Origin of the sequence: Azotosporobacter soli (assembly GCF_030542965.1) — a bacterium.
In the GTDB taxonomy this organism is placed as follows: domain Bacteria; phylum Bacillota; class Negativicutes; order SG130; family SG130; genus Azotosporobacter; species Azotosporobacter soli.
The window spans coordinates 358,894-385,598 of sequence record NZ_JAUAOA010000001.1 but is presented as its reverse complement, the minus strand read 5'-3'; the positions used below and the strand labels follow the sequence as shown (position 1 = coordinate 385,598).

Below are 26,705 nucleotides of genomic sequence, written 5' to 3'. Positions count from 1 at the left end.
TTTATGGAATTGAAGGAGGCTGGGAATATGGCAGAACAATTGGTTGGCATGGAAGAAATAGGCGAGGCGATGGATCGGATCCGCTCTGTGGTTCACCGGACGCCGCTGCAGCGCTGTCGTACGCTGAGCGAGCAAAGCGGCCGTGAAGTATATCTGAAACTGGAAAATTTGCAAAAGACAGGTTCGTTCAAAGTGCGCGGCGCGGTCAATAAGATTTATGGCCTGACGCCCGAGCAAGCGGCAAAAGGCGTGATCACGGCATCGGCAGGCAACCACGCGCAGGGCGTCGCGCTTGCGGCGCAGGCGATGGGCGTTCCTGCGGTTGTCGTCATGCCGCGCCATGCACCGGAAACGAAAAGCAGCGCGACGCAAAGCTACGGCGCGAAAGTCATCCTGGCGGGAAACAGTTATGAAGAGGCGTATCAGGAAGCTTGCCGTCTGCAGGCCGAATCGGCGATGACCTTCGTGCATGCGTTCGATGACCGGGCCGTGATCGCGGGACAAGGCACCATAACGTTAGAAATTTTAGAACGCTTATACGATATCGATATGCTGGTCGCGCCGGTCGGCGGCGGCGGTCTGATTGCCGGTCTTGCGGCCGCGGCCAAACAGATCAATCCGCGCCTTACGGTGATCGGTGTGCAGGCGGCCGGGGCGGCAGCGATGGCGCTTTCGGCGGCCAGCGACCGTCTGCGTTGTCTCGATGCGGCGGCGACGCTTGCGGACGGCATCTGTGTCCGTCAACCGGGTGCGCTGACGTTCGCGCATGTGCAGCGTTACGTGGATGATATCGTGACCGTGAGTGAGGACGAGTTGACCGATGCCGTCCTATTGCTGCTGGAACGCGGTAAACTGATGGTCGAGGGCGCCGGTGCGGCCGGCATTGCCGCATTGATGGCGGGCAAACTGCCGCAGCGCGGCGCGAAGGTCGCGCTTGTTGTCAGCGGCGGCAATCTCGACCCGCTCGCTTTGTCGGCCATGATTCATGGTCGCTATCGAAGCGCCGCCAGTTTTTAGCGGCGTGTGGCAGGATGGAAAAGACGGGACGTTAGGTTCGGAGTGCAAAGGCCAAAGTCGTCCTTAAAACGTGAAAAAACACGCTTGGCGAGAAAACCATTTTATGGTATACTTTTTATGAAGCAACGGAGAATTTGAACCGTGCGGTTGCTGGGGTGGACGCCGTCGGTTCAGGGGGGACTCCGTTGCCCGTTTTATCAAGACCAGGCATTGCAGGATACTGCGCTGCCTTTTTTTTATTGCGACTTAAGTCGCGTTTTTTAAAAATACCGGGACTTTAGTCTTGAGACGACGCTTAAATAACTTGTAAAATATTGCATCGTGCAAAAGTTCTTGATAGGGTAGCAGTAGAAGAAAAAGGCGGCTTGCGGGAAAGGAAGGATGCAGATGAATCGCGAATGTCTGGAAGAAGGAATGCTCTGTTACATGCCGGAATTATGGCCGGATTACCAGAGTTATATGAAGACGCGGACGCTCGAAGAGCCGACGGTGCATGAGATTTTTGGCGCGGTAGTCGGTCCGTTCATGAAAGCCCGTCTTTGGCAAGCCGACCAAAGCGATGTGATCGAACGCTTATTTGATTTTTTTGAAGATATGGCGGCCTCGCCCGACCGGACGATGCAGGATGTGCTCTGCTATGGCCTTCTCGAATCGTTAAGCGAAGAAGACTGGCTTGCGGCGCATGCGCACATGGGCGAAGCGACGCGGCGTCTCGGCAAGCAGGTGGAAGAATTCTGGCGGCAAATGACCTGAGGGTCAAAAACAAGCGAGTAGGAATCGAACGGCGATTCTTACTCGCTTGTTTTTTTATTTCGACCCAAGCCAGCAATGTCTAAAATATCGATATAATGAAAATTATTAAGATATATCGAAATAAAGTGCTTTTTATAGGCGTGAATATGGAATATAATGAAAATATAAATAGGATAAGTGAGGACGCAGTCATGATAGAGGATATTGGCAGAAAGATCAAAGAGCTGCGCGGTCGCAAGAAAATGACGCTGAAAGATGTAAGCGATGCCACGGGGCTGTCGGTGGGCTTTTTATCGCAGCTGGAGCGGGGATTGAGCAGCATTGCAGCGGATTCGCTCGCCCATATCGCAGAAGTACTTGGGGTCGAAGCGGGTTACTTTTTTCCGCGTCCGTCGCGCGCTGCGAAACCGGTCGTGCGCAGCTATGAAAAAGAACTGTTTCAGATCGAAAGCGGACGCTTTTTGCATTATCATCTAAGCGCAGACGCTGCCAGTCGCAGCATGCTGCCGCGCCTGATCGAACTACTGCCGATCAACAGTGAAGAAGGCATCCAATCCTATGGACATGAGGGCGAAGAATTCGTTTATGTCCTGGAAGGGACGCTGACCTTGGCACTCGACGGGAAAGAGCAGGAACTGTTTCCCGGTGATTCGGCGCACTATTCATCCGAGCAGCCGCACAACTGGGCGAATTATACCAATAAGCTGGTGCGTTTACTGGTTGTCAGTCTGCCGAATCCCTTTCAGCAAAAAACGTTGTAAGACGAGGGAGCTGAGCGTATGATGCAGATCATGGTTTTCAATATGCAAAAGTTTTCGATTCACGACGGGCCGGGCATAAGGACGACGATCTTTTTCAAAGGCTGTCCGCTGCGCTGCCGTTGGTGTCATAATCCGGAAGGCCAGGCGAATGGGCGCGAGGTGATGTACCGCCCGGAACGCTGTGACGCTTGCGGAGGCTGCGCAGCGGTCTGTCCCGCTAACGCGCTTTCTCGGCAAGAGGGAAAGCTGCGGACGGAACGGGGAAAATGCTTTGCCTGCGGCGCATGCGTAACGGCGTGTTCTAAAGAGGCGCGCGAGATGGCCGGCCGCTTGTACGGCATCGAGGAACTGGCGACGCTTGCGCAGCGTGACCAGCCTTTTTATGAAGAGTCGGGCGGCGGAGTGACGCTCTCGGGCGGCGAAGTCCTGCATCAGGGAGAAGAAGCGGCGGCTTTGGCGCAATCTCTGGTCGAAAAAGGAATCCATGTTGCGGTTGAGACCTGCGGTTTCGGCTCTCCGTCTGCACTCCTGGCACTGGCGCAATGGACGAGCCTCTTCCTCTACGACATCAAGCAGATGGATGCCGCACAGCATCGTCTTTATACCGGACAGGAAAATAAATTGATTCTCGACAACTTGAACCTTCTGCTCGAAAGCGGCGCGAACGTCGCGCTTCGTCTGCCGCTTGTCGCGGGCGTAAATGACAGCGATGCAGACATCGAGGCGATCCTCGCCTTCTTAAAAAAGCGTCCGCTGGAGAAGGTATACCTGTTGCCGTATCATAGTCTGGGCTGCGACAAAGGCGGCCGCCTCAAGGAAGCGTTTTCAGCGCCGGATGCAGAGCGCCTGGCTGCGATCAGCCGACGTTTTGCCGCAGCGCAATATAAAGTGCAGGTAGGAGGGTGACGGAAACATGAAAGAAATCGGAATGGCAAGCCGGATCGCAAGACTGCGGGCGCAAAGCCTGGAGCAGGAGCCTCATCTTTCCATGGAACGGGCGGTGCTGGTGACCGAAGCGTACCGGCAATGGGAAGGGAGTGTGGAGACGCCCATTCTGCGCGCGTTGACGTTTCTTCATCTGATGCAGAACAAAACGCTGTGCATCAACCCCGGTGAGCTGATCGTTGGAGAAAAAGGCGAACGGCCGCAGGGCGCGCCGACATTTCCGGAACTTTGCTGCCATACGCTTCAGGATATGGAGGTTATGGATCAGCGGGAACAGATTTTCTTTCGGGTAAGCGAGAAGGACCGGCAGATCCAAAAAGAGACGATTATCCCGTACTGGGAAAAGCGTTCGATTCGCAAGCGGATCTTCGAGCATATGACGCCGCAGTGGCTCGACTGCTATGAAAGCGGCATCTTCACCGAGTTCATGGAGCAGCGCGGTCCGGGTCATACGGTGGCGGACGGTAAGATGTACAACAAGGGATTTCTCGATTTCAAGGCGGACATTGCGCGCAGCCTGGCCGAACTTGATTTTCTCAGCGATCCGGCGGCTTACGACAGGAAGGTGCAGCTGCAGGCGATGGATATCTGCTGTGATGCGATCATCTGCCTGGGACGCCGCTATGAGGAACTTGCGCGAACGATGGCGGCAAGCGAAGCGAACGAGGAACGCCGCAAAGAACTGCTCTGGATCGCCGAAAATTGCCGCGTGGTCCCGGCGCAGCGGCCGGAGACTTTCGCGCAGGCGCTGCAGATGTACTGGTTCGTGCATTTGGGCGTGACAACGGAGATGAACCCCTGGGATGCTTACAGCCCGGGGCGGCTTGATCAGCATCTGGCTCCATTTTACCGCAGCGGTCTGGCTGACGGGTCGCTAAAGCGTGAAGAGGCTAAGGAGCTTTTGCAGTGTTTCTGGATCAAGTTCAATAACCAGCCTGCGCCGCCAAAAGTCGGGATCACGCTGAAAGAAAGCGGCACGTACACGGACTTTGCCAATCTGAATACCGGCGGCGTCACAACCGACGGGGCGGACGGCGTCAATGAAGTGTCGTATCTGATCTTGGAAACGATGGATGAGATGAAACTGCTGCAACCCAGTTCGAATGTGCAGATCAGCCGTAAGACGCCGCAGGCGTTTTTGAAGAAGGCCTGTGAGATTTCGCGCAAAGGTTGGGGCCAGCCCGCCTTTTACAACACCGACGCGATGATTCAGGAAATGCTCAATGCCGGGAAGCAACTGGTGGACGCCAGAGAAGGCGGCGCGAGCGGCTGCGTCGAGACGGGCGCCTTCGGCAAAGAGGCCTATATTCTGACCGGATATTTCAATATGCCGAAGATCCTGGAACTGACGCTCCATGACGGCTATGACCCTGTCGCAAAAAAACAGCTGGGCCTGCATACCGGACAGGCGGCCGATTTTAAAAACTATGCCGAGCTGTTCGCGGCGTTTGAAAAGCAGATGAAGCATTTCATTGATATCAAGGTAGACGGCAATAACCGGATCGAGGCCATTTATGCCCGGCACATGCCGGCGCCGTTCCTTTCGATCGTCACCAGCGACTGCATCAGCAAAGGGCAGGATTATAACGCGGGCGGAGCACGCTACAATACCAACTATATTCAAGGCGTTGGCATCGGCACGATCACTGACAGTCTGGTCGCGCTGAAGTGCAATGTTTTTGAAGAACAGCGCTTTACCATGGGTGAACTGATGCAGGCGTTGCGCGATGATTTTGCGGGGCATGAGCGACTTCTCCACTTGGTGCGCGATAAGACGCCGAAATACGGCAATGATGAGGATAAGGCCGATGACGTGATGCGGCAGGTGTTCCAGTGCTTTTACGATTTGGTTACCGGACGACCCAACATGAAGGGAGGCAGTTACCGGATCGACATGCTGCCGACGACCTGCCATGTTTATTTCGGTTCCGTGATCGGTGCAAGTCCCAATGGCAGGCGCGCGGGAAAACCGGTCTCCGAAGGGATTTCACCGGAGAAAGGGGCCGATCGCAACGGGCCGACGGCGGTCATCCAATCCGCGGTTAAGATGGAGCACTTAATGACGGGCGGGACGCTTTTAAATCAGAAATTCACGCCGGCGGTCGTGGCGGGTGAAAGCGGGCTGAATGGCATGGCTTCGCTGATTCGTGCCTATTTCAATCAGGACGGGCATCACATCCAGTTCAATGTCATCGACCGCAAGACGCTGCTCGACGCGCAGGCAAGGCCCGAAGAATACCGCGATCTGATCGTGCGCGTAGCGGGTTACAGCGACCATTTCCGCAATTTGAGCAAGGAACTGCAGGATGAGATTATCGAACGGACTGAGCAGCATTTTGCTTGAGGAATCCGATTCGGCAGGAATTTTTTCTTCGGTGTGTAAATAAAATAGAGATGAAGCGGCAAGACGATAGTGAAAAGCGGAGGCAGTAAAATGAACAAGAAGACGATTGGTTTTATCGGCAGCGGCAACATGGGCAGTGCGATGATCGGCGGCATACTGGCGGCAGGACTGGTGCCGGCCAAACAGGTTATCGTGGCCGATTTGAATAAAGAAAAGCTGGCCGAGATGAAGGCGCTATATGGCATAACGACGACGACGGAGGGGCGCGAAGTGGCGCAGGCAGCCGATTATCTGATCCTGGCGGTCAAGCCGAATGTGTACGCGCCGGTCATTAACTCCATTAAAGATTTGCTGACGGACGGTAAAGTCGTGATCAGCATCGCGGCGGGACAATCCTTGGCGGCGATCGCGGCCATGGCGGGCGAGACGGTCAAGGTGGTGCGGACGATGCCGAATACGCCGGCTCTGGTCGAAGCGGGCATGGCGGCGCTTTGTCCGAACGACAAAGTGAGTGAGGAAGAATTGGCCAACGTCAAAGCCATCTTTGAAAGTTTCGGCCAGGCGGAAGTCGTGCCGGAATATCTGATTGACGGCGTCATCGGCATCAGCGGTTCCTCGCCTGCCTATGTCTTCATGTTCATCGAAGCGCTTGCCGACGCCGGCGTGTTGGCAGGCCTGCCGCGCCAGCAGGCGATGCGCTTTGCGGCGCAGGCGGTCTATGGTTCGGCGAAAATGGTGCTGGAAACCGGCAAACATCCGGGCGAACTGAAAGATATGGTCTGCTCGCCGGGCGGCACGACGATCGAAGCGGTAGCGACGCTCGAGGAATGCGGCTTTCGCAGCGCCGTCATTCAGGCGGTCAATGACTGTGTGGCAAAATCAAAGGCGATGAGCCAAAAGGAGTAAGGATATGTTAAAAGTAAATGAGTATTTCGAGCGGCAGGTAATTTCAATCGGCTTCGCCGATCAGGTCGGTCCCGCCACGGTCGGTGTGATGGTTCCGGGTGCGTATACGTTCAACACTTCGCAACTCGAGACGATGCTGGTCGTCAGCGGCAGCCTCGAAGTGAAACTGCCGGGCGAAACTTCGTTCCAGACGTATGCTGCCGGCTCTTCGTTCAAGGTGCCGGCGGGGGCGGCCTTTGACGTGAAAGCGACAGAACCGACCTCCTACCTTTGCCGCTACGAATAAGGAAGTGTAAGGGTGGATCTTCAGCGGGACGCTGCTAGTCCGGCGGAAGGTCCACCCCTTGCTTAGTAAGCCGTCCAAGAGAGCGGTCGTTTTTGGCAGCTCGCGATTTGAAAAGACGGTTGGGCAAATTTGGATTTGACTATTAAGTCAGCCATAAAAATAATCGATAGTGATAGTAGAAGACCACGGAAAGGTGATGAGGAAAAATGCGGATAGCAGGAAGCGGAGCGCAAACGCAAGCACCGTCTGCTGTAGCAAGTTCAACGGCGGAACTGGATTCACGGATCAAATTTCTGCAACAGCAAAAAAACGATGTCAGCAAGCAGATGGAGAAAATTCAGCAGAGTAAGGCGGATGCCAAGACCAAACAAGAACAATTGAAACCGCTGCAGGAACAACTGCAAAATCTGGATGCGCAGATTCAGGCGGCGCAGGCGGAAAAATCGCGTCAGGAAGCGCGTAAGAACGAAGCGAGCTCGAAAGAGCAGGAACCGAAGGATCCGAAGCAGGAGGAAGACCGAAAAAACGCTGTTCTCCTCGAACTCAGCGCCGATGTGAAACAGATGAAAACGATGGCGAAGATCAAAGGGCAGACCGAGGGTCAAGGACGCGTGCTCAGAAGTGAAGCGGCGCTTGATCGATTACACCTTAATGACGTCGGTGCAGCGAAGAAAGAGGCCAAGGCGGCCGATTTAGAAAACAGTACGGCGGATTTGAACAGTCAGATCATGAAAAAAGGCAAAGAGGCGCAGAATACCGTCAAGCGCCAGCAAGAGAAAGACGAAGCGCAAGCGAACGGCGAGACGGAAGAGGAAAAAGAAAAACGCGAGCGCGAGAAACGAATCGATTTACAGGCATAAACGAATGCAGGCGCAGTTTACGATTGCGTCCTGCATTTTTTTAGCGGAAAACGCAGCGCAGCAGCAGGAGGCAAAGCGAGCCGGGGCGAACTAAGAACGGAGGAACGGGCTCGAGGAGGAAAGCATGTTTGATGTTGAATGGGTCGGTAGTATTGCGGGCGTTTTGACTACCGGAGCCTTTTTCCCGCAGGTCGTCAAGACGGTGCGCAGCCGTTCGACCGATGATCTTTCCTGGAGCTGGGCGCTCATGACATTGGCCGGAGTCGCTCTTTGGCTCGCCTACGGCGTATTCATCGGCAGTATGCCGTTGGTGGCGTCAAACACGGTGACCTTCAGCTGCGTCGCGGTCATCGTCTGGGTGAAGCTTTGCAATCGGATGAAGAAATGAAAAGCCGTGCATTCGATGAAGAATCAAATGCGCGGCTTTTTAGACGCAAAGCGCCTCTTTGCCGGTATTCAAATAGATACTAGGTTACGCTAAAGTGCGTACTTGTCTAAGAACGGCATTAAAATGATAAGGAAAGACTGCTTTTCTTTAGGCTGGCTGAAAATGCCGGCGCGAAGATTGCAGAAAGCGAGGAGGAAGAACGATGCTTTTTACGCCATACGCAATCGGGACGCTTGAACTGAAAAACAGGGTCGTCATGCCGCCGATGTGCATGTATAAGGCCGACAATGACGGCAAGGTCAAGGATTGGCATCGCATCCATTATGCGAGCCGGGCGGTCGGCCAGGTCGGACTGCTTATCGTCGAGGCCACTGCGGTTGAATATCGCGGCCGTATTTCGAATCGGGATCTCGGCATTTGGGAAGATGCGCAGATCGCAGGCTTAAAAGAACTCGTCGACGGCGTGCATGCACAAGGTGGCAAGATCGCGCTTCAATTGGCGCATGCCGGACGAAAGAGCGATCTGCCGGATACGACGCCGGTCGCGCCGTCTGCGCTTGCCTTCAATGCCGATTACAAGCTGCCGCAGGCCTTGACGCTCGCCGAACTGCCCGGTATCGTCGCTGCGTTCGCGCAAGGGGCGCGGCGCGCGGTGGCGGCTGGCTTTGACGCGATCGAGATCCATGCGGCGCATGGTTATCTGATCAACGAGTTTCTTTCGCCGCTCACGAATCGGCGTGAGGACGAATACGGCGGCAGTCCGGAAAACAGAGTGCGTTTGCTGCGCGAGATCCTGCAGGCGGTGCGCGAGGTCGTGCCGGCAACGCTGCCGCTCTTGCTGCGCGTTTCGGCCGAGGATTACGATGCGGACGGTAATCATCCGGCAGATGTGGCGCAGTTGATCAATCTGGTGAAGGAGCTCGGCATCGACCTGGTCAATGTGAGTTCCGGCGGCGTCGTGGACCGACTGCCGCGCGCCTATGCGGGCTATCAGATCCCGATGGCGCTCGTGATCGCCGAGGAGACCGGTCTGCCAGTTCTGGGCGGCGGGCTGATCACAGAGCCGCTGCAGGCCGAGCAGGCGATCAAGGCGGGACTCTCGCTTGTCTGGCTGGGGCGCGAATTGTTGCGCAATCCGTATTGGGCGCTGCAGGCGGCGCATAGCCTGCAGGAAACGGTCACCTGGCCGGAAGCGTACGCGCGGGCCAAATTTTGAGAAGAAAGCAAAGTGAAACGGGAGGAAAAGCGATGAAGAACTTTACTTTTTCACTGCCGACGGTCGTGCATTTCGGCGAGGGGCAAGTGCAAACGCTGCCGCAGACGATTCGATTGCACGGCAGCCGGGTGCTGCTCGTCTATGGCGGCGGCAGCATTAAACGAAGCGGTTTATATGCAACGATCACTGGGTTGCTGCAGGAGAACGGCATCTTCTTTCAGGAATTGCCGGGCGTTCAGCCGAATCCGCGTGTGACAAGTGTCCGCGCCGGCGTGGCTCTCTGCCGCGAACATCAGTTGGACTTTGTCTTGGCGGTGGGCGGCGGCAGCATCATCGACTGCGCCAAAGTCATTGCCGCGGCGGTCTATTACGAAGGCGATCCCTGGGACTTTTGCCTGCGCAAGGCGCAGATCAGCGACGCGCTGCCGCTCGGCTCGGTGCTGACGCTCGCGGCGACCGGTTCGGAAATGAACAGCGGTGCCGTAATCAGCAACGAAGAGACGGATGAAAAATTGCCGGTCATGCATAAGGCGATGTTGCCGAAATTCGCGATCCTCGATCCGGCGCAGACGTTTTCTGTTCCGGCCAGTCAGACGGCGGCGGGTACGGCGGACATCATGAGCCATGTGCTGGAACAATATTTCGGACCGGTCAACGACGCGTTCCTGGCGGACAGGATGAGCGAGGCCGTGCTGAAGACCTGCATCCATTACGGGCCGATCGCGGTGCGTGAACCTGACAATTACGCGGCCAGAGCCAATTTGATGTGGGCGAGCAGCCTTGGGTTGAACGGACTGCTGCAGACCGGCAAGACGCCGGGCGATTGGGCGACGCATATGATTGAGCATGAAGTCAGCGCGATTTATGATATTACGCATGGTCTGGGCTTGGCGATTCTCACGCCGTTTTGGATGGAGCACGTCCTGAACGGCGAGAACATGGGCCGTTTCGCGCAGTATGCGCGCAACGTCTGGGCGATCAGCGAAAGCGATGATCTAAAGGCTGCCAAGGCGGGTATCCTAGCGACGGCTGCGTTTTTCCGCAGCTTAGGTCTGGCGGGCAGTCTAAAGGAATGCGGCGTAGCGGCCGACCGATTGGAAGAAATGGCGGAGAAAGCGGTGCGCTTTGGCATGCTGGGTGCATTGAAAAAATTGGACAAGGATGCGGTGCTGCAAATTTTGACGGCAGCGTTCTAGGTCTCGGGGGATAGCCTGCGAATGGTTTTCGCAGGCTATTTGTGCTTTGGGAAAAAGAAGATAAAACGGCTAAAGAAAGGAGGCGTGACGTGGGGACGATTAATGTTATGTCGATAGTGTTTTTTTGCCTGATTGGTGCAATCAATATACGGTTGCTATATTTTTTGGGCGACAAAAGAATATCCAGCCGCACGGCATGGTATTACGGCGTAGCGACGTTGACGGCTGCTTTTTTATTGCAGCCGATTTGGCTGGCGCAGCCCCGTATAATTACTTCTGTGTTTGATGAAATTCTGCCGCCACTGGTGTGCGCTGCTGTTGTCTGGCTTAGTGGGCAACTGTTTTTGCTGCCGATTTTTACGGCGCTATGTCTTTTGGCCAGCGCGACAAAAAAATGCGGGACAGAGGTTGCGGTAAATTCGCTGCGCATTAGTCGGCGCGCTTTTTTGCAAGGTTCGGTTTTGGGCGCGCCGTTGCTGGCGTTTGGCATGGGCGGAAAAGCTGTTTATGAGGCGATGCGAGAGATGACATTGCAACAACTGACAGTAGCCTTTCCAGATTTGCCGGTTACCTTGGATGGCTTTGTGATTGCGCAAATCAGCGATGCGCATTTGGGTCCCTATTTTTCTTTGGCGCGTTTAGATGAAACGCTGGCGCTGGTTGCGCAAGCAAAACCGGACATGTTGGTGATTACCGGCGACTTGATTGGCGATATGGCGCTTTTGCGACAAGGCGTGAAAAAAATAAGCGATTTGGCAGCTGGGCTGAAGCAGAAGGTATATTTTTGCTGGGGCAATCATGAATATTATCATCGCATTGATGAAGTGCGAGCCGAACTCGAGGAAGCAGGGATCGTAATACTGGAAAACGAAAGCTGCCATATTAAGGTGGGAGAAGGAGAACTTTATCTGGCCGGCGTCGACTATCCTCGGGGACACAAAAAAGAGGTCGAAGAAAAACGGTTGCCGTTCCTTGAAGCAGCGCTTGCCGAGATTCCGGAGAATACTTTTCATGTCTTGCTCGCACACCATCCGGATTTTTTGAAAGAAGCATTCGTTAAGCGGGTGCCTTTGACGCTTGCCGGACATACGCACGGCGGACAGGTGAAGCTGTTCGGTCGTTACCTGATCAATTTCGGCTACCGTTATTTGGCGGGTCTCTACCAGGAAGGCCGCTCTTACGGCTATGTTCATACCGGCACCGGACAATGGCTGCCGCTGCGCGTGAATTGTCCGCCGCAGGTCAGTCTGATCACGTTGAGGAAAGAGGGATGAAGTGAAGATTATCGTGGATGCCGATGCCTGCCCGAAAGGGGCGCTTGCGCAGTGTTTCCGACTGGGAGAGCGTTACGGAATCGAGCTGTACACCGTAGCGAATTATCATCACCAGATCGAGTCGCCGCGTCACATCGTCGTCGATGGCGACTCACAGGCGGCCGACATGAAGATCGCCAATCTCAGTGCGGCAGGTGATCTCGTCGTGACGCAGGACTGGGGGTTGGCGGCGCTGATCCTCGGCAAAGGCGCGCAATGCCTGCATCCGAACGGACGGCGCTATCAAACGGAAACGATCGGCTTCCTGCTCGAAGAGCGCGAGGCGAAAGCGCGCTTACGTCGCAGCGGCGGAAGAACGAAAGGGCCGAAAAAACGCGAGCCGCAGGCCGATGAACGCTTTGGCCGTGTACTCGAAGAGATGATTCTCGAAGGGGTGCAAGCGAATAAAGAAACGAGCGAATGACGCCAAAAGGTCATTCGCTCGTTTCTTTATCGTTGTTGCAGCAGCTCTTCGATTTTAGGCCCGCAGCGACGTCCGCAGCAAGAACCGGAACCGGCGCCGGTCGCTTTTTGCACCGCTTCAAGCGTAGTCGCGCCACCGCTGATCGCTTTCTTCATGCTGGCGCGGCTAATGCCTTTACAAAGGCAGACCTTTGTCAATTTATCAAGAATCGCGGGATTGACCTCTTCGTCCATGGAACGATTCCCCCTTACGTATGATTATCAATTACCATTATAAGGGGAAACGGAGAAAAAATAAAGCGGCGAAAGTCATTCTGCCGCTTGCGCTCTTCTTTCTTCGGCGTTGCCGGATGCTTGGTCGAGATAAGTTTGAAAGGCGGCCCAGCCGGTTCGGTCGAGCATGGCGCCAAGACGTTCTTTGGCCTTACCGTGCTGTCGGTAATACGCGAGGATCGCCTCGATCAGCGCAGGAACGGCTGCGCCGTCAATGGAGCGCCGGACCTCGGTGGCGATGCGGGCCTGGCGGCCGGAGCTGCCGCCGACAAGCAGCGTATAGCCTGAGGCAGTACCGAAAAGGCCGATGTCGCGCACGAAGCATTCCGCGCAGCAATTGGGGCAGCCGCTGACGGCGATGCGAACTTTGCCCGGTGTTTCCTGTGCGAAAAAGATCCGGTCCAGTTCGAGTCCCAGTTCACTGCTGTTTTGCATGCCGCGCGGGCAGTCGCCTTTGCCGGGACAAAAATTGACGCCGCGTACGGCGGAATTGATGAACGATTCTCCCTGGCAGCCGAGTTCTTCTAAGACCGCGGCGCCGTCGGCGGCCGGAAGATCCAGCAGCGTCAGCGTATTGCCGCTGATCTTGATGCGACAGGAGCGTGAGGCTGCGATAGCGGCGATCTGCCGCAGTTGTTCGGGCGTTGTGATGCCGCCGGGAATATGAGGGGCGACCGGAAATTTGATGCGCTTGTTCAGGAAAGGGATCTTACTGATATCCAAAGAGCAGACCTCCCCGTGTGTTTCTTCTCAATATAACATGGCGACAAAGCGTTTGTCTGTGAGCTGGCTCACAAAAGCGCGGGGCGAAGTTTCGCCATGCGTTTGCGCGTCAGCGATGCGGGCGACAGGAAATAAATAATATTTTCAAGTAAGCAGGAATCGTTATCCGTACGAAGAATTTAAAATACCTATGTGAATCAGTAAGACGTAATTGATGAAATAATATTGGAGTGATAACTGTGAAAGGTACTGTAGTAGGAACTTGGGTCAATACGACGCGCTCATTATGGGGAGAAACGGTCGCAACGCAGGCGATGCTCCAGGTTGGTTGGCCGGAAGGACATATCTTTGCGCCGACCGAAGACGTGGCGGACAGCAAGGTGGAGCAATTCATCGCCGCGCTGTCGCGTGCGCTCGGGAAAACAGGCGCTGAAATCTGGCAGCAGATCGGCCGTGATAATATCGGGACTTTTTTCAAGGTCTATCCGGCTTTTTTTCAGCAGGAAAATTTATATTCCTTCCTGCGTTCGATGTATGACGTCCATGTGCAGGTGGTCAAACGGATTCCGGGCGCAAACCCGCCGGAACTCTTGCTTGAGGCGGTGTCGGAACACGAAGCGGTCTTGTCGTACCGCTCGAAACGGGCGATGTTTGATTACATGCATGGCCTGCTTGCCGGAGCGGCGGAGCATTTCAAGGAAAAGATCAGCACGACGGTGCTCGAATCCGGCAGCGACTTCATCAAGGTCAAGATCACGTTTCCGGCGCAGATCACGCACACCAAACGCTATGCGCTCAACCGTTTCCTGACGTTCGGCGGCAAGACCGGCTTAGGTGTGAAGGCGGGCGTGCTGGTCACGCTGGGCAGTTTGCTGCTCGACGGCATGCTGCTCGTACTCGGCGTAAGCGTGCCGCTTTGGAGCGCGCCGCTTAGCGGCCTCTTGGCCTGGGGCGGCGTGAGCCTGCTTTTGCGTCCGCTAACGGCGGTCAATGAAGAACTGCAACGCTTGCAGGAACGGCAGTATTTCGTCGACGTCAAATTGTCGAGCGGCGATGAACTGGAAGAGATCATGCAAGGCCTTGCGGCGTACAAGAAGCGTTTGAAGCGTGAGTTTGTCGGCTTTAAAGGGATTACGGACGAAATGAACCGTTATGCGGACGGTTTTAACGCGCTGGCGGCCAACATGAGCACGACATCGGATGAAATCAGCCGCGTGATGTATGACGTGGCCGATGCCGCCACCAGTCAGGCGCAGGAAACGACCGATGCGGTCGGGATCCTAAGCGGCAATCTGGAAACGCTGAAGACGGTGCTGGTCGAGCAAAATCGCAATAAGCAGCGCCTGGAAGACGCGGTGGCTGAAATCAGCCGCGGTTTCGGCGAGGTCGAATCGTCAAGCGCGAAACTCGAGCATAGTCTGGCGCAGTTTTCCACGGTGCGTGAGTCGGCCGATGCGCTGCAGAATCAGGCGGAGAAAATCAGTGAGATCACCGGCATGGTGGCGGCGATTGCCGGACAGACGAATCTACTGGCGCTCAACGCCGCGATTGAAGCGGCGCGAGCCGGCGAACAGGGCCGCGGCTTCGCGGTCGTCGCCGAAGAAGTACGCAAACTGGCCGAGCAGTCGCACGGCCATTCGGAAAGCATCACGTCTGACCTCAAAATCCTGACCGACATCATCGGTCAGGTCGTCGGCATGATCGAAGAGGAATACGGCGTGTTGGAGGCGGAAAGCCGCCAGATGGGCGAAGTCGTCCGCAACAACAGCCGTCATGTGGAAAATGTGCACTTGGTTTCGGAGAACATCGTCGATATGATCGACAAACTGGAGCGCGAAATGAGCGGCCTTGGGCAGGTTTACGGCAAGATCGAATCGCTGGCGGCGATCTCGGAAGAGAATTCCGCTTCGAGCGAAGAAGTCAGCGCCGCCGTTCAGGACTACAACAAGAAGCTGCATGACATGATGGGCAAGATCGGCGAATTCAAAGTCGTCATCCAGCATTTCAGCGAAGATATCAACCAGTATCGGACTTGAGTCGCGAGAGGCTGTCGTCATTTTTGACGGCGGCCTTTTTTCTCGTCCGGGTTTACAAAAATTAAAGCGAAGGCAAGCGCCGCGCTGCGACCATCTTTCTCAAGCGGATATATGGGAGTACTGGATTTTCTGGTATAGGCATTTACGAGGTTTTGTGGTATGATTTTTTTGAAACATTCATCATGATTGTGTCAGATGGAGGATTGTGCATGATTCGAGAACGGCGGAGTAAAGAAAAACTGGAAATTTATTATCGGAAATTCATGGAGGACGGAGTGTTGGACCCGAATGTCCACCCCTGGATCGCTCAGTCCTGGCAACAAAGCCGACGCCTGGGCGTCAAGGCGGATCGCTTCAAGGTCAACGTCCGTTTGAGCCGCGATGAACTGGAGCGCAGACGACGGCAGCATCAGCCGGCGATGACCTATCTGGAAGGCATGTACCACGAGACGCGGGAGCATTTCAATGTATATAATTTGAGCATGCTCTTATTGGATGCCGAGAGTTATGTGCTGAAAAACTATGCGATGCCGTTTTTTCAGCGCACGCCGGGCGAATTGGAAGGCGCGCGTCTGGCGGAACAGGATATCGGGACGTCAAGCATCAGCATTGCGAGTGAACGCAAGGTGCCTTTTCTCGTCTTCGGTGCTGAAATGTGGCAGGAAGAAGGTCATAACGGAGACGCCTGCTCGGTTCCGATCATGCTCGATGGCGAACTGAAATATATCGTGACGATCGTATCGGTAGAACAGGAAAGCCTGCCTTACAGCGCGGTCGTGGCGCTGCTGGTCAGCATCAAGTACGGTATGGAAAGTCATCTGGCGGTGCAGGAACAGTTGAAAGCGCGTCACGCGATCCTCGATGCCGTGCCGTTTGCCGTCTACCATGTCGAACCGAACGGTGAAGTCGTATATACGAATAAATTAGGGCAAAGCCGCCTCGCCGGCATTGACGCGATGGGCAGTGATGAACGGCCGCCCAACCTCAGCGACGTAGTGCTGAATTATCGCCATACGCCGATTTATAAAGGTTTCAAAGGCATTCCTTCTTATAATAAAGAAGTGACTTGGATTACGCCGAAAAAGACGTACGAGGATATCACGACCGTGGTGCCGATGGAGACGGACAAAGGCGTCGCCAGCGTTGTCGCGGTATCGCTGCCGATTGAAGATCTAAGGACGCTGGTCGCGCATGCGGTCGGCTACAAGGCGCGCTACAGCCTCTCCAGCATGGTCGGGCAGGCCTCGGTCTTCCTTACGATGAAGGAAAAAGCAGCGCGTGTCGCCAAGAACAACAATCACGTCCTGCTGCAGGGCGAAGCCGGTACGGGCAAGCAGCGTCTGGCGCATGCCATTCATCAGGCCAGCGGACGTGCGGCAGGGCCGCTTATTTCGATGAAATGCGGCGATATGCTGCCGGAAGTGCTCGAAGACGAATTGTTCGGCATCGCTGACGACGGCTATGAAGGGCGTCCGGGCAAACTCGAACTGGCCAATGGCGGCACACTGTTCTTGGATGAAGTGGAGAAGCTGCCGTCGCATGTCGCACAGCGTCTGGCCGGAGCTTTGCGCAGCAAGGAATTGAGCCGTGTCGGCGAAACGGTGCGCCGTCATTTTGACATCCGCATCATCGCGGCCTGCGATCTGGACTTAAAGCGTCTGACGGAAAAAGGCGCGTTCGAAGGCGCGCTGCATGAACTGATCTCGCGCAGCACGATCCGGATTCCGCCGCTGCGTTCGCGGCGCGACGATATTCCGCTGCTGGCGGAACATATCATCGGGGAACTGGCCGAACAGCACAGCCTGCCGGAAAAACGCCTGCAGCCCGAAGCGGCCGAACTGCTGATGTCCTATGACTGGCCGGGCAATATCAAGCAATTGCAGGGCGTCGTTGAACAGGCATTCTTCAGCACCAACGGCAATGTCATTGCCACGAACGATATAAGTTTACTGGGAGATACCGGTATCGGCAACGAATGGAAAGAAGACAAAGAAATCTTCATCGATGTCTGGAAAGCGGCCGGCGGCAACATCAGCCGTCTGGCCAATATGCTCGACGTCAGCCGGGTTACGCTCTACCGTTATCTGAAAAAATTCGGTTTGGATAAGCAGAATTAAAGCGAAGAGGCTGTCTCAAAATCGAGACAGCCTCTTGTCTTTACAGGGAAGATTGTGATAAGATTCTGCTGTCTATGGCGTTGCTGCCTGCATTATCAATAGAGCGAGGAATGACTATGCGATTACGAAAAAAACCATGGATCGGCGAAGCGCTCGATCAATTCAACGATATTCTCGTCCGCGAACATGAGGACAAAGATTGCCGGGGGCGCTGGCGTCAGCGTTTTGCCGCGGCAGGACCGCTGCACGTCGAAGTGGGTACCGGAAAAGGTTCATTTATTACCGAGATGGCGGCGCGTCATCCTGATATTCTCTTCATCGGCATCGAAGGGCAGCAGGATGTCATCTACCAGGCGGTAAAACGGGCGGCGGAGCAAAAACTCGTCAATTTGCGCCTGCTGTTGGCCGACGTCGGACGTTTGACTGAATTCTTCGCGCCGGGGGAAATGGATCGCTTGTTCATCAATTTTTGCGATCCCTGGCCGAAGGTCCGCCATGCCAAACGGCGTCTGACGCATGCGCGTTTTTTGGCGCGCTATCGTGAAGTTTTGGCGGCGCAGGGCGATATCTGGTTCAAGACCGACAACCGTCCGCTCTTCGATTTTTCCTTGGAAGAATTTGCGGCGAACGGACTGGAACTGGTGAAGGTCTCCTATGATTTGCACAGCGAAGATTGGCAGGACAATGTGATGACGGAATACGAACGCAAGTTCAGCGCGCTGGGGACGCCGATCAACCGCTGCGAAGCACGCTTTGCGAAGTAAAAAGAAGGGGAGGCGGACGCTATGAAATGGCTGCCGCGTTTGTGGGTGAGCCACGGTGAGGCCGTAGGCTGGATTACGCTGCTGCTCTTCATGTTCGGCGCGCTTAATATTTTCAGTGCGAGCTTTGTTCATGCGGGACAAAATTTAGGCGACAGTTATTATTTTTTGAAGCGCCATCTCTTATCGGCGGCGATCGGCATGCTCTTTATGCTGATCATGATCCGAACCGATTATAAGCGTTGGCAAAATGCCGTTTTTCCGCTCGGCCTGGTCACGTTCGCGATGCTCGTTGCCGTTCATTTTATCGGCGTCGAGGTCAACGGCGCAAGACGTTGGCTGAATCTCGGCTTTCAGTTTCAGCCGTCGGAACTGGCAAAATTCACCGTGATGCTGTTCAGCGCGGTTTATCTCGGCCGCTTGGCGGAGCGCGGGCGCAGGATACCGCTCTTTACGGCGCCGCTCTTACTGGCGCTGCTGTTGGGCGGGATCGTCCTGAAGCAGCCGGACATGGGGACGGCCGTGATCATCGTCGGAATCGCGCTTGGCCTGCAGGTGCTGGGCGGAATGGCGTTCGAGTACTTGGTGATCCTTGGCGCGATCGGCGGCGGTCTGGGCTACTATCTGACGTTTTCGGCCGCCTACCGCGCAGAGCGCTACTATGCCTGGCAGAATCCCTGGGATTTTAAGGACGGCATCGGCTATCAGGCCGTGCAGGGGCTCTTGGCGATCGGTTCCGGCGGCTTTTGGGGTTCGGGCCTCGGCATGGGTGCGAGCAAGTTCGATTATCTGCCGGAAGCGCATACCGACTTCGCATTTGCCGTACTCTGCCAGGAAATGGGCTTTGTCGGCGCGGCGGCGGTGCTGCTGCTTTTTCTTGCGCTTGGTTACCATGGCATCAAGATTGCACTACAGGCGCGCGATGCATACGGAAAATTCCTTGCGATGGGCGTCGTTTTTCTGATCGTCGGACAGGGAATGATCAATATGGCGATGGTCACGAACCTCTTGCCGGTGGTCGGCGTGCCGCTGCCGTTCATCAGTTTCGGCGGAACGTCGCTCCTGGTGAATATGACGGCGATCGGCCTTCTGCTGAATGTCAATCGGCAGGGCGTCCGTCCTGCGGAACCGGAAGCGACTCTGCCCGGTGGGGTGCGTGAGCGCTTGCAGCAATCACGTCGTCTTAGTCGGGTGAAATAAATTAAAGATACTGTGCGGCGCTGCAGTAATATAGTATAATAGGTTTCATCGCAATATTTGCAATATTTGCCGGAGGGCGGCGCTGTCATAATCGGAGCCAGAGACTGCTGTGAAGGCTTCAACTGCTGTGGACGGAGTGATCGTTTGCAAAAACGGGAACGTCTGCTCTTGCGGCAGCTTGAAACCTGCGGCAGTCTTTTGCTTACAGCGTTTGACGAGAATGGGGAGGGTATGGCGTGATCAATGTGTTATTGGTAGGCGGCGGCCGCGGCGGCGCGGGAATTCTTGAATTGTGCCGCAAGGTAAAGGACGTGTCGGTCGTCGGGGTCGTAGATCCGAAAAGCGAGGCGGTTGCGATCCAGTTGGCGAAAAAGCTGGGCATCCGTACCTTTGCCGATGTGAAAGAGGCGCTGAAACTGGAAGCGGTTACGGTTGTCCTGAATATTACCGGCAATGAGGAAGTAAATCGCCTGATCGAAGAGCATAAGGGCGAGGGTGTAAAACTGGTCGACGCGTTTATTGCGCAAATGATGTATCATCTGGTGAAATCGCAAACGCTGATGCAGGAAGAATTGCATGGCAAGGTCGAAGTGCTGACGAAGTCGGTCAATGACGCGAAAGGCCATATCAGCAATACGCATGAGGTGATCGGTTTCATCAATAAGGTCTCGCAGCAGACCAATCTGCTCGGCCTTAACGCCGCGATCGAAGCGGCGCGTGCAGGCGAACAGGGACGCGGTTTCGCGGTAGTCGCGAATGAAGTGCGCAAACTGGCCGAAGACAGTGTGGAAGCGACCAAAAAGATCAACACGATCCTGCAAAACATCGAAAACTCAATGCAGGGCATCATCACCGGCATCGAAGAAACGGCCCGCGTGACCGAAAAACACGCTGGCGAAGAATTAATCACAGGGATACGCTAAGAGAGAAGCGCCTGCCGGCAGGCGGGCGCTTTTCTTTTTAAGGCGGAAAGCGAGGCGAAGAGAGTATGGATAAGAGAAACGGTTGCTTGCTGGCGTTGCTGCTTGGCAGTCTGGCCTTCTTCACGGCGGGCGCGGAAGCGGCGAAATTGCCCCCCAAGGCTGCGCCGCCCTTAGTTCAAGTAACTGCAGCGCCGGAGAAAACGGTGGTCAGGCTGGGCATCGATAATCTGGATCAGTACCTGCCGCTTTTTGCGGGTAAGCGCGTAGGCTTGATCACCAACGCGACCGGAATGACGAGCGATTACAAGTCGAGCGTCGAGGTGTTGGCAGCCAAGACCAATCTGACGACGCTCTACTCGCCTGAGCATGGGCTTTGGGGCGATCGTCCGGCCGGCGAAGCGGTCGGCTCCTATACCGACTTACGCAGCGGACTGCCGGTCTACAGCCTGTACGGCGATACGAAGAAACCGAGCGCGGCGATGCTCGCCGACATCGATGTGCTGGCGTTTGACATTCAGGATGTCGGTTCGCGTTCCTATACTTATATTTATACGATGGCCTATGCTATGGAGAGCTGTCGTGAACAGGGGAAGACCTTCGTCGTCTTTGACCGGCCCAATCCAGCGGGCGGAATGGTGGAGGGGCCGGTGCTCAAACCGGGCTTCACTTCGTTCATCGGCATGTATCCGATTCCAATCCGGCATGGCATGACCGTCGGCGAATTGGCGCGTCTGTTCAATGAGTCGTTCGGCATTCATTGCAAGCTCGAAGTCGTGCCGATGACCGGCTGGCGGCGCAGTATGCTGTTTGCCGATACCGGACTGCCCTGGATCATGACGTCGCCGAACATACCTACGCCCGATAGCGCACTGGTCTATTCGGGCACCGGACTGTTCGGCGGCACGAACGTCTCCGAAGGGGTGGGTACGACGCGTCCGTTCGAACTTGTTGGTGCGCCGTGGTTGAGAGCCGACAGCCTGGCCGATGACATGAATGCGAAAAAACTTCCCGGTGTGCATTTTCGCGCAGCGTATTTTGTGCCCCGTTTCGGATTGTACCAGGGCGAAGTCTGCGGCGGCGTACAGATCCACGTGACGGATGCGAAAAAGTATCGTGCACTCGAGACGGCGCTTACGCTGCTCTATCAGATCAAAGAGAGCGGCGGCGTGGACTTCCGTTACAACCGAGGTTACGGTGAAGGCATGATCGATCTGATCAGCGGCGAAGACCGGCTGCGCAGCGGACGTTATAGTCTGGAAGAAATAAAGACGTTTTGGAAGCGGGAAGCGGAACAGTTTCAAAAGCAGGCGGAGATTTTTTATTTATATAAGCCTTAAGTAAATAAAAAAAGTGTACGATACTATCTATAACAGCTAGCTGCAAAGGGGGCGGTAGTTTTGATAGGTCGCATCACATCGACGCATCCATCGGAGTTGACGAAGCGCGAGCCGCGCGGCACATCACTTGCGCAGCGCAAGAAAGCGGCAGCCGATTTCAAGACGCTCTTGGATAAAGAATTGAAGCAAACGGATCGCGGGCGTAAAATGTCCTGACGGTCTTTTAACCCCCGCCGGTCCGGCGGGGGTTTTTTCTCGCGCGTGCCGCACGCTACGCAGCAGGAAAAGCGCAACGAACGACGAATCAAAGAGGATTGTGACAAAGTGGAGCGATGCTGCCAAGTGAAGAAAGGAACATAGTTCATCATGATGTTGAAACGAGCGCAGGGACTGCAGAAAAGGATTGCCTGGATGATGATCCTGCTGGTTCTTGTCTTTTTAGTACTACTCGGAAAATTGGCGCGGATTCAATTTTGGGAAGGGCCGCTGATGGCGGCCAAGGCGCAGAGCCAATTGCGCGAAAGCAAACGCCTGCATTCGCCGCGCGGCACGATCTATGACCGCGGCGGGCGTGAACTGGCGGTCAGCAATGTTAATAAATCGCTGTTTGCCGATCCGGAAGGCATCAAGGATGCGGATCAGACGGCGGCTTTGCTGGCGCCGGTGCTCGGCATGAAGACCGAAGAGCTGCACGAATTGATCAGTCTGAAAGGACGCTTCGTCTGGGTGCGACGGACGATGGAGCCGGAAATGACGGAACAGGTCAAACGGGTGATGAAAGAAAACCATCTGAGCGGTTTCGGTTTCATGGATGAAAGCAAGCGTTATTATCCGAGCGGCTCTCTGGCGGCGCAGGTCATCGGCTTCGTCGGTACGGACGATACCGGACTGGATGGGCTTGAGTTGTCGCTCGATAAGACGATCAAAGGCTCGTGGACGGAACAGCTTGTCGATACCGATGTGCGCGGCATACCGATCTTTAAATCGATCTTTACTTTCGCGGCGCAAAAGCGGACGCAAAATGTCTTTCTTACGCTCGACAGCAACATCCAGTTTCTCGCGGAGCAGGGACTGGATAAGGCGATGGCGACAACGGGAGCGCAGGCTGCGACGCTGATTGTGATGAATCCGAAAACGGGCGAAGTGCTGGCGATGGCCAGCCGCCCGACCTTCAATCCGAACCGTTTCGGGCAATCGAATTCCGCCAGCTGGCGCAACCGGGCGGTGAATTTCATTTATGAGCCGGGTTCGACGTTTAAGGCGCTGGTAACGGCGGCGGCGATCCAGGAAAACGAAGTAAGTCCGGATGAACGCTTTTTCGATAAAGGCTATATCCAGGTTGGCGACCGGCGGATACAGAACTGGAGCGGCGACAGCTACGGCAATGTGCCGTTTACCGATATCTTCAAACAATCGCTCAATACCGGTTTCGTCGAAGTTGGCCTAAGAGTCGGTGCGCAAAGACTGTGCGATTATGCGAAGGCCTTCGGTTTCGGACATTCGACCGGGATCGAACTGCCGGGCGAAGAGGAAGGGCTGCTCTTTGAAGCGAAAGACATGCGTCCGTCCGATGTGGCGACGATGGCGATCGGACAGAGTATCGCCGTTACGCCGCTGCAGCTGATTGCGGGCATTTCAGCGATTGCGAACGATGGCCTGCTGCTAAAACCGCATATCGTGAAAGAGATTCGCGCCAGTGACGGCACGCTGGTGAAAAAGACGGAGCCGGAATCGGTGCGCCAGGTCGTCTCGACGCAGACGGCCAGGACGATTGCGATGCTGATGGAAAAGGTCGTTTCGGAAGGCGGCGGCAAGAATGCCGCGGTCAAGGGCTACCGAATCGCCGGTAAGACTGGGACGGCCGAGAAACTCGATCCGCAGGGCGGTTATTATAAAGGACGCTATATCGCCTCATTTGCCGGTTTCGGACCGGTCGAGAATCCGCAGGTTTCTATCCTCTTAATCATCGACGATCCGAACGGCGTTTATTACGGCGGTCAGATCGCCGCGCCGATTGCCGGCGACATTCTCGGCCAGATTTTGCGCTATCTGAACATCGCGCCGCAGGGCAGCGCCGGACAGTTGCCGGAGACGAAAGCGCTCAGCATGCCGGCTGCACTGCCGCCGAAACGCGACGAGAGCGATGCGACGCCGGTCGTTGTGCCGCCCGGCAAGGTGCTGGTACCGAATCTGCGCGGCAAAAGTATCCGCGAGGCCGGAGAAATCCTCTCGCAGGCGGGCTTGGCTCTGGTGCCGCTCGGCAGCGGACGCTGCGTCGGACAGGATTATCCGCCGCGTGATCTCGTCGATCCCGGCACCGCGATCAAAGGCCGCTTTGAACCGGAGTAGAAGCCTGGCGCAGGAAAAAGAAAAAGCGTTTTTCTTTTTATTGACAAATACGATTCGAAGATACAAAATACAAGGAGCATCACTATGCACGAACTGGCGCTGGCGCAAAGCATCGTTGAAATCGCGCTGCGGACGTTAGCGACGCAGAGCAAGGAAAGCCGGGTGACGCTGGTCAAATTGCGCATCGGGAAGATGACGAACGTCGAACCGGAGGCGCTGCGTTATGGTTTTTTGGCGGCGACAAACGGCACGGCTGCGCAGGGCGCAACACTGCTTCTTGAGACGGTGCCGCTCGTCGTGTTTTGTCGCAACTGCGGCCGCGACTTCACCTTGCAAGAGTATCGCTTTTCCTGTATCCATTGTGGTTCAGCTCAGACGGAAATTCATAGCGGTCGCGAACTGGCCGTGGAATATGTGGAGGTTGAATGATGCAGATTCGTGTGATGGAAGACTTGCTGGAACATAACGAAGCGATGTCCAAGGCGGTAAAAGAAAGACTGGACGACTACGGCATACTGGTCTTGAATCTCATGGGTTCGCCTGGCTGCGGCAAGACAAGTCTGCTCGAACAGACGGTAGAGGCTCTCGGGCAGGAACTGCGTTTCGCGGTCGTGGAAGGCGATTTGTACACGGCGCAGGACGCCGAACGGATTGCGCGCCACGGCATTCCGACCGTTCAGATCAACACCGCCGGCGGCTGCCATCTGAACGCCGGCATGATCGAAGCGGTGCTCGGCGATCTGCCTCTGGCGAAACTTGACATATTGGTGATTGAGAATGTCGGCAATCTCGTCTGTCCGGCGGAATTCGACATCGGCGAAGATGCCAAGGTCGTTTTGCTCAGCGTTACCGAAGGCGAAGACAAACCGTTAAAATATCCGTTGGCCTTCCGCCGTGCGGCGGTGGCTATTTTGAATAAGACAGACCTGCTGCCCCATCTAAATTTTGACAAGACGAAAGCGGTGCGGGACATCAAGGGGATCAACCCGTTGGCGCCGATCATCGAGGTGTCCTGTCAGACAGGCGATGGCTTGACGGCGTGGTATGAATGGCTGCGGGAGCAAGTGCGGAGAAAACAGGTAAGGAGCAAGGGAGGAAATGGTGAAGTTGGAAGGAATGAAGATCGCGATTGAAGAAGCGCGCAAGCGCTTGCATCTTCTGGTAGAGGCCAAGCGCGGCAACCTGGTTGATCCGGAAGTGGCGGCCTACAGCATGGAATTGGATGAGCTGATCGTCCAATATGAACGCGAGAAAAAGCGGCAAGGCAGCTGAACGGAAGGCTGACGACTTGCCGGTTTAGCCAAAAGACAGCCCAGCGGGGCTGTTTTTGCGTATCGGCGTCGCAGCGTCGCCTGTTTGGGATTCGTCAGTTGTTTGAGTGCCTGCAATGCTTGCGCCGTAGCGCGGAACGCAGTATCATAGATTCAGTCGTGTTTTCAGTGAATAGGAGGCAGGAGATTCTTATGTTGGAACGATCCGTATGGGCGGAAATCGATTTGACCGCCATTGAACATAATGTGAAAGAAATCAGGCAATGGGTGAAGCCGAGCGCAAAACTCTGCGCGGTCGTCAAGGCGGACGGCTATGGGCACGGTGCGGTACCGGTCGCCAAGGCGGTACTGGCGGCCGGTGCGGACTGTCTGGCTGTTGCGATTGTCAGTGAGGCGCTCGAACTCCGGCAGGCCGGGATCACGGTGCCGATTTTAGTGCTGGGTTATACGCCGCCGGAACAGGCGGAAGTCGTCATCGCCAATGATATCACGCAGACGGTCTTTTCCTTTGAGGTAGCGCAGGCCTTGTCTGCGGCAGCTGTACAGTTGGGGCGGACAGCGAAACTTCATATCAAAGTGGACACCGGCATGGGACGGGTCGGCATACGGCCGCAAGAGAGCGGTGACTTTGCGGCTGCGGTCAGTGCATTGCCGAATATATTTCTTGAAGGCATCTATTCCCACTTTGCCGCATCGGACAGCAATGACAAGGCGTTTACGCTGCAGCAATACCGGCGCTTTAGCGCGGCGGTCGAACGTGTCAAAGCACGCGGCATCGAGATTCCGATCCGTCATATCGCCAATAGCGCGGCCGTTCTCGACCTGCCGGAGATGCACCTCGATATGATCCGGCCGGGCATCATTCTTTACGGTCTTTGGCCGTCGGAAGAAGTCCGCCACCAATTGAATCTCAAACCGGCAATGAAATTAAAGGCGCAGGTCGGTTTCGTCAAAGCGGTTCCTGCCGGTACGCCGATCAGTTATGGGTTGGCTTTTTATACGCAGCGGGCCAGCCGCATCGCCACCTTGCCGGTCGGTTACGCGGACGGCTGGTCCCGTTCCCTCGCGAACCGGGCCAAAGTGCTGGTCAAAGGCCAGCGCGCCACCGTCGTCGGACGCGTCTGTATGGACCAGTGCATGGTCGACGTCACCGATGTTTCCGGCGTTGCGGCCGGCGACGAAGCGCTTTTGTTCGGCGGCGAGGAACTGCCGGTCGAGGAAGTGGCTCGTCATATGGGAACCATTCATTATGAAGTGATCTGCATGATCGGCAAACGTGTGCCGCGCAGCTATGTGTGACAGAGTGA

General features: G+C 55.5%; 27 protein-coding genes. 25 read left to right on the top strand and 2 right to left on the bottom strand.

Annotated elements, in window-relative coordinates:
* The first annotated feature begins 27 nt into the window (after positions 1–27).
* The 13 genes from ilvA (at position 28) to QTL79_RS01670 (ending at position 12,409) form a co-directional block, all read left to right on the top strand.
* Positions 28–1,017 carry a threonine ammonia-lyase gene (gene ilvA, locus QTL79_RS01730; RefSeq protein ID WP_346353203.1) on the top strand — a complete coding sequence of 330 codons (990 nt, stop codon included), beginning with the start codon at positions 28–30 and terminating at the stop codon, positions 1,015–1,017.
* Positions 1,018–1,404: 387 nt separating this feature from the next.
* Positions 1,405–1,770, top strand: coding sequence for a DUF7674 family protein (locus tag QTL79_RS01725; protein WP_346353202.1), 366 nt, complete (start codon positions 1,405–1,407; stop codon positions 1,768–1,770).
* Positions 1,771–1,961: 191 nt separating this feature from the next.
* Positions 1,962–2,531 carry a helix-turn-helix domain-containing protein gene (locus QTL79_RS01720; RefSeq protein ID WP_346353201.1) on the top strand — a complete coding sequence of 190 codons (570 nt, stop codon included), beginning with the start codon at positions 1,962–1,964 and terminating at the stop codon, positions 2,529–2,531.
* An 18-nt stretch (positions 2,532–2,549) separates the two neighbouring features.
* The gene (locus tag QTL79_RS01715; RefSeq protein ID WP_346353200.1) at positions 2,550–3,437 is read left to right on the top strand and encodes a glycyl-radical enzyme activating protein; all 888 of its coding nucleotides are present in this window, start codon (positions 2,550–2,552) and stop codon (positions 3,435–3,437) included.
* Positions 3,438–3,444: 7 nt separating this feature from the next.
* Complete coding sequence (gene hypD, locus QTL79_RS01710) at positions 3,445–5,820, top strand: trans-4-hydroxy-L-proline dehydratase (RefSeq protein WP_346353199.1); 2,376 nt, start codon at positions 3,445–3,447, stop codon at positions 5,818–5,820.
* 90 nt (positions 5,821–5,910) lie between these two features.
* The gene (gene proC / locus QTL79_RS01705; protein ID WP_346353198.1) at positions 5,911–6,726 is read left to right on the top strand and encodes a pyrroline-5-carboxylate reductase; all 816 of its coding nucleotides are present in this window, start codon (positions 5,911–5,913) and stop codon (positions 6,724–6,726) included.
* 4 nt (positions 6,727–6,730) lie between these two features.
* Positions 6,731–7,012 (top strand): pyrimidine/purine nucleoside phosphorylase, encoded by a 282-nt coding sequence (ppnP, locus tag QTL79_RS01700; RefSeq protein WP_346353197.1) that lies wholly within the window; start codon positions 6,731–6,733, stop codon positions 7,010–7,012.
* A gap of 206 nt (positions 7,013–7,218) precedes the next feature.
* The gene (locus QTL79_RS01695) at positions 7,219–7,872 is read left to right on the top strand and encodes a FlxA-like family protein (RefSeq protein ID WP_346353196.1); all 654 of its coding nucleotides are present in this window, start codon (positions 7,219–7,221) and stop codon (positions 7,870–7,872) included.
* Positions 7,873–7,996: 124 nt separating this feature from the next.
* A complete protein-coding gene (locus tag QTL79_RS01690; RefSeq protein WP_346353195.1) occupies positions 7,997–8,260 on the top strand; it encodes a SemiSWEET family sugar transporter in 264 nt (87 codons plus the stop codon).
* Between the two features lie 202 nt (positions 8,261–8,462).
* Positions 8,463–9,476 carry an NADPH dehydrogenase NamA gene (gene namA, locus QTL79_RS01685; RefSeq protein WP_346353194.1) on the top strand — a complete coding sequence of 338 codons (1,014 nt, stop codon included), beginning with the start codon at positions 8,463–8,465 and terminating at the stop codon, positions 9,474–9,476.
* 32 nt (positions 9,477–9,508) lie between these two features.
* On the top strand, positions 9,509–10,672 hold the full coding sequence (locus QTL79_RS01680; RefSeq protein WP_346353193.1) for an iron-containing alcohol dehydrogenase: 1,164 nt from the start codon (positions 9,509–9,511) through the stop codon (positions 10,670–10,672).
* 89 nt (positions 10,673–10,761) lie between these two features.
* Complete coding sequence (locus tag QTL79_RS01675) at positions 10,762–11,946, top strand: metallophosphoesterase (RefSeq protein ID WP_346353192.1); 1,185 nt, start codon at positions 10,762–10,764, stop codon at positions 11,944–11,946.
* Between the two features lies 1 nt (position 11,947).
* Positions 11,948–12,409, top strand: coding sequence for a YaiI/YqxD family protein (locus QTL79_RS01670; protein ID WP_346353191.1), 462 nt, complete (start codon positions 11,948–11,950; stop codon positions 12,407–12,409).
* Positions 12,410–12,435: 26 nt separating this feature from the next.
* Here QTL79_RS01670 and QTL79_RS01665 read toward each other — a convergent pair whose 3' ends face one another.
* Together QTL79_RS01665 and QTL79_RS01660 are read right to left on the bottom strand one after the other, a co-directional pair.
* Positions 12,436–12,642 carry a (2Fe-2S)-binding protein gene (locus QTL79_RS01665; RefSeq protein ID WP_346353190.1) on the bottom strand — a complete coding sequence of 69 codons (207 nt, stop codon included), beginning with the start codon at positions 12,640–12,642 and terminating at the stop codon, positions 12,436–12,438.
* Between the two features lie 75 nt (positions 12,643–12,717).
* Positions 12,718–13,404: a nitrite reductase gene (locus tag QTL79_RS01660; RefSeq protein WP_346353189.1), complete on the bottom strand. Its 687-nt coding sequence runs from the start codon at positions 13,402–13,404 to the stop codon at positions 12,718–12,720.
* Positions 13,405–13,643: 239 nt separating this feature from the next.
* Between QTL79_RS01660 and QTL79_RS01655 the strand changes: the two genes are divergently transcribed.
* From QTL79_RS01655 to alr, 12 genes are all read left to right on the top strand, one after another.
* Complete coding sequence (locus QTL79_RS01655; RefSeq protein ID WP_346353188.1) at positions 13,644–15,440, top strand: heme NO-binding domain-containing protein; 1,797 nt, start codon at positions 13,644–13,646, stop codon at positions 15,438–15,440.
* 209 nt (positions 15,441–15,649) lie between these two features.
* Positions 15,650–17,557, top strand: a complete 1,908-nt coding sequence (locus QTL79_RS01650) for a sigma-54-dependent Fis family transcriptional regulator (RefSeq protein WP_346353187.1) — start codon at positions 15,650–15,652, stop codon at positions 17,555–17,557.
* A 116-nt stretch (positions 17,558–17,673) separates the two neighbouring features.
* Positions 17,674–18,321 carry a tRNA (guanosine(46)-N7)-methyltransferase TrmB gene (trmB, locus tag QTL79_RS01645; protein ID WP_346353186.1) on the top strand — a complete coding sequence of 216 codons (648 nt, stop codon included), beginning with the start codon at positions 17,674–17,676 and terminating at the stop codon, positions 18,319–18,321.
* A 21-nt stretch (positions 18,322–18,342) separates the two neighbouring features.
* Complete coding sequence (locus QTL79_RS01640) at positions 18,343–19,518, top strand: FtsW/RodA/SpoVE family cell cycle protein (RefSeq protein ID WP_346353185.1); 1,176 nt, start codon at positions 18,343–18,345, stop codon at positions 19,516–19,518.
* A 527-nt stretch (positions 19,519–20,045) separates the two neighbouring features.
* The gene (locus tag QTL79_RS17905) at positions 20,046–20,441 is read left to right on the top strand and encodes a methyl-accepting chemotaxis protein (RefSeq protein ID WP_428845453.1); all 396 of its coding nucleotides are present in this window, start codon (positions 20,046–20,048) and stop codon (positions 20,439–20,441) included.
* Positions 20,442–20,506: 65 nt separating this feature from the next.
* Entirely contained in the window at positions 20,507–21,778 is a 1,272-nt protein-coding gene (locus QTL79_RS01630; RefSeq protein ID WP_346353183.1) for an exo-beta-N-acetylmuramidase NamZ family protein, read from the top strand.
* A gap of 60 nt (positions 21,779–21,838) precedes the next feature.
* Positions 21,839–21,994 (top strand): hypothetical protein, encoded by a 156-nt coding sequence (locus QTL79_RS01625; RefSeq protein ID WP_346353182.1) that lies wholly within the window; start codon positions 21,839–21,841, stop codon positions 21,992–21,994.
* Between the two features lie 150 nt (positions 21,995–22,144).
* Complete coding sequence (locus QTL79_RS01620) at positions 22,145–24,127, top strand: penicillin-binding protein (protein WP_346353181.1); 1,983 nt, start codon at positions 22,145–22,147, stop codon at positions 24,125–24,127.
* Between the two features lie 84 nt (positions 24,128–24,211).
* On the top strand, positions 24,212–24,556 hold the full coding sequence (locus QTL79_RS01615) for a hydrogenase maturation nickel metallochaperone HypA/HybF (protein ID WP_346353180.1): 345 nt from the start codon (positions 24,212–24,214) through the stop codon (positions 24,554–24,556).
* Positions 24,556–25,260 carry a hydrogenase nickel incorporation protein HypB gene (hypB, locus tag QTL79_RS01610; RefSeq protein ID WP_346353261.1) on the top strand — a complete coding sequence of 235 codons (705 nt, stop codon included), beginning with the start codon at positions 24,556–24,558 and terminating at the stop codon, positions 25,258–25,260. The genes QTL79_RS01615 and hypB overlap by 1 nt, the downstream gene beginning before the upstream one ends.
* Entirely contained in the window at positions 25,226–25,399 is a 174-nt protein-coding gene (locus QTL79_RS01605; protein ID WP_346353179.1) for a Spo0E family sporulation regulatory protein-aspartic acid phosphatase, read from the top strand. Before hypB ends, QTL79_RS01605 begins: the two co-directional genes overlap by 35 nt.
* A 191-nt stretch (positions 25,400–25,590) precedes the next feature.
* Complete coding sequence (gene alr / locus QTL79_RS01600) at positions 25,591–26,697, top strand: alanine racemase (protein WP_346353178.1); 1,107 nt, start codon at positions 25,591–25,593, stop codon at positions 26,695–26,697.
* Positions 26,698–26,705 lie beyond the last annotated feature (8 nt).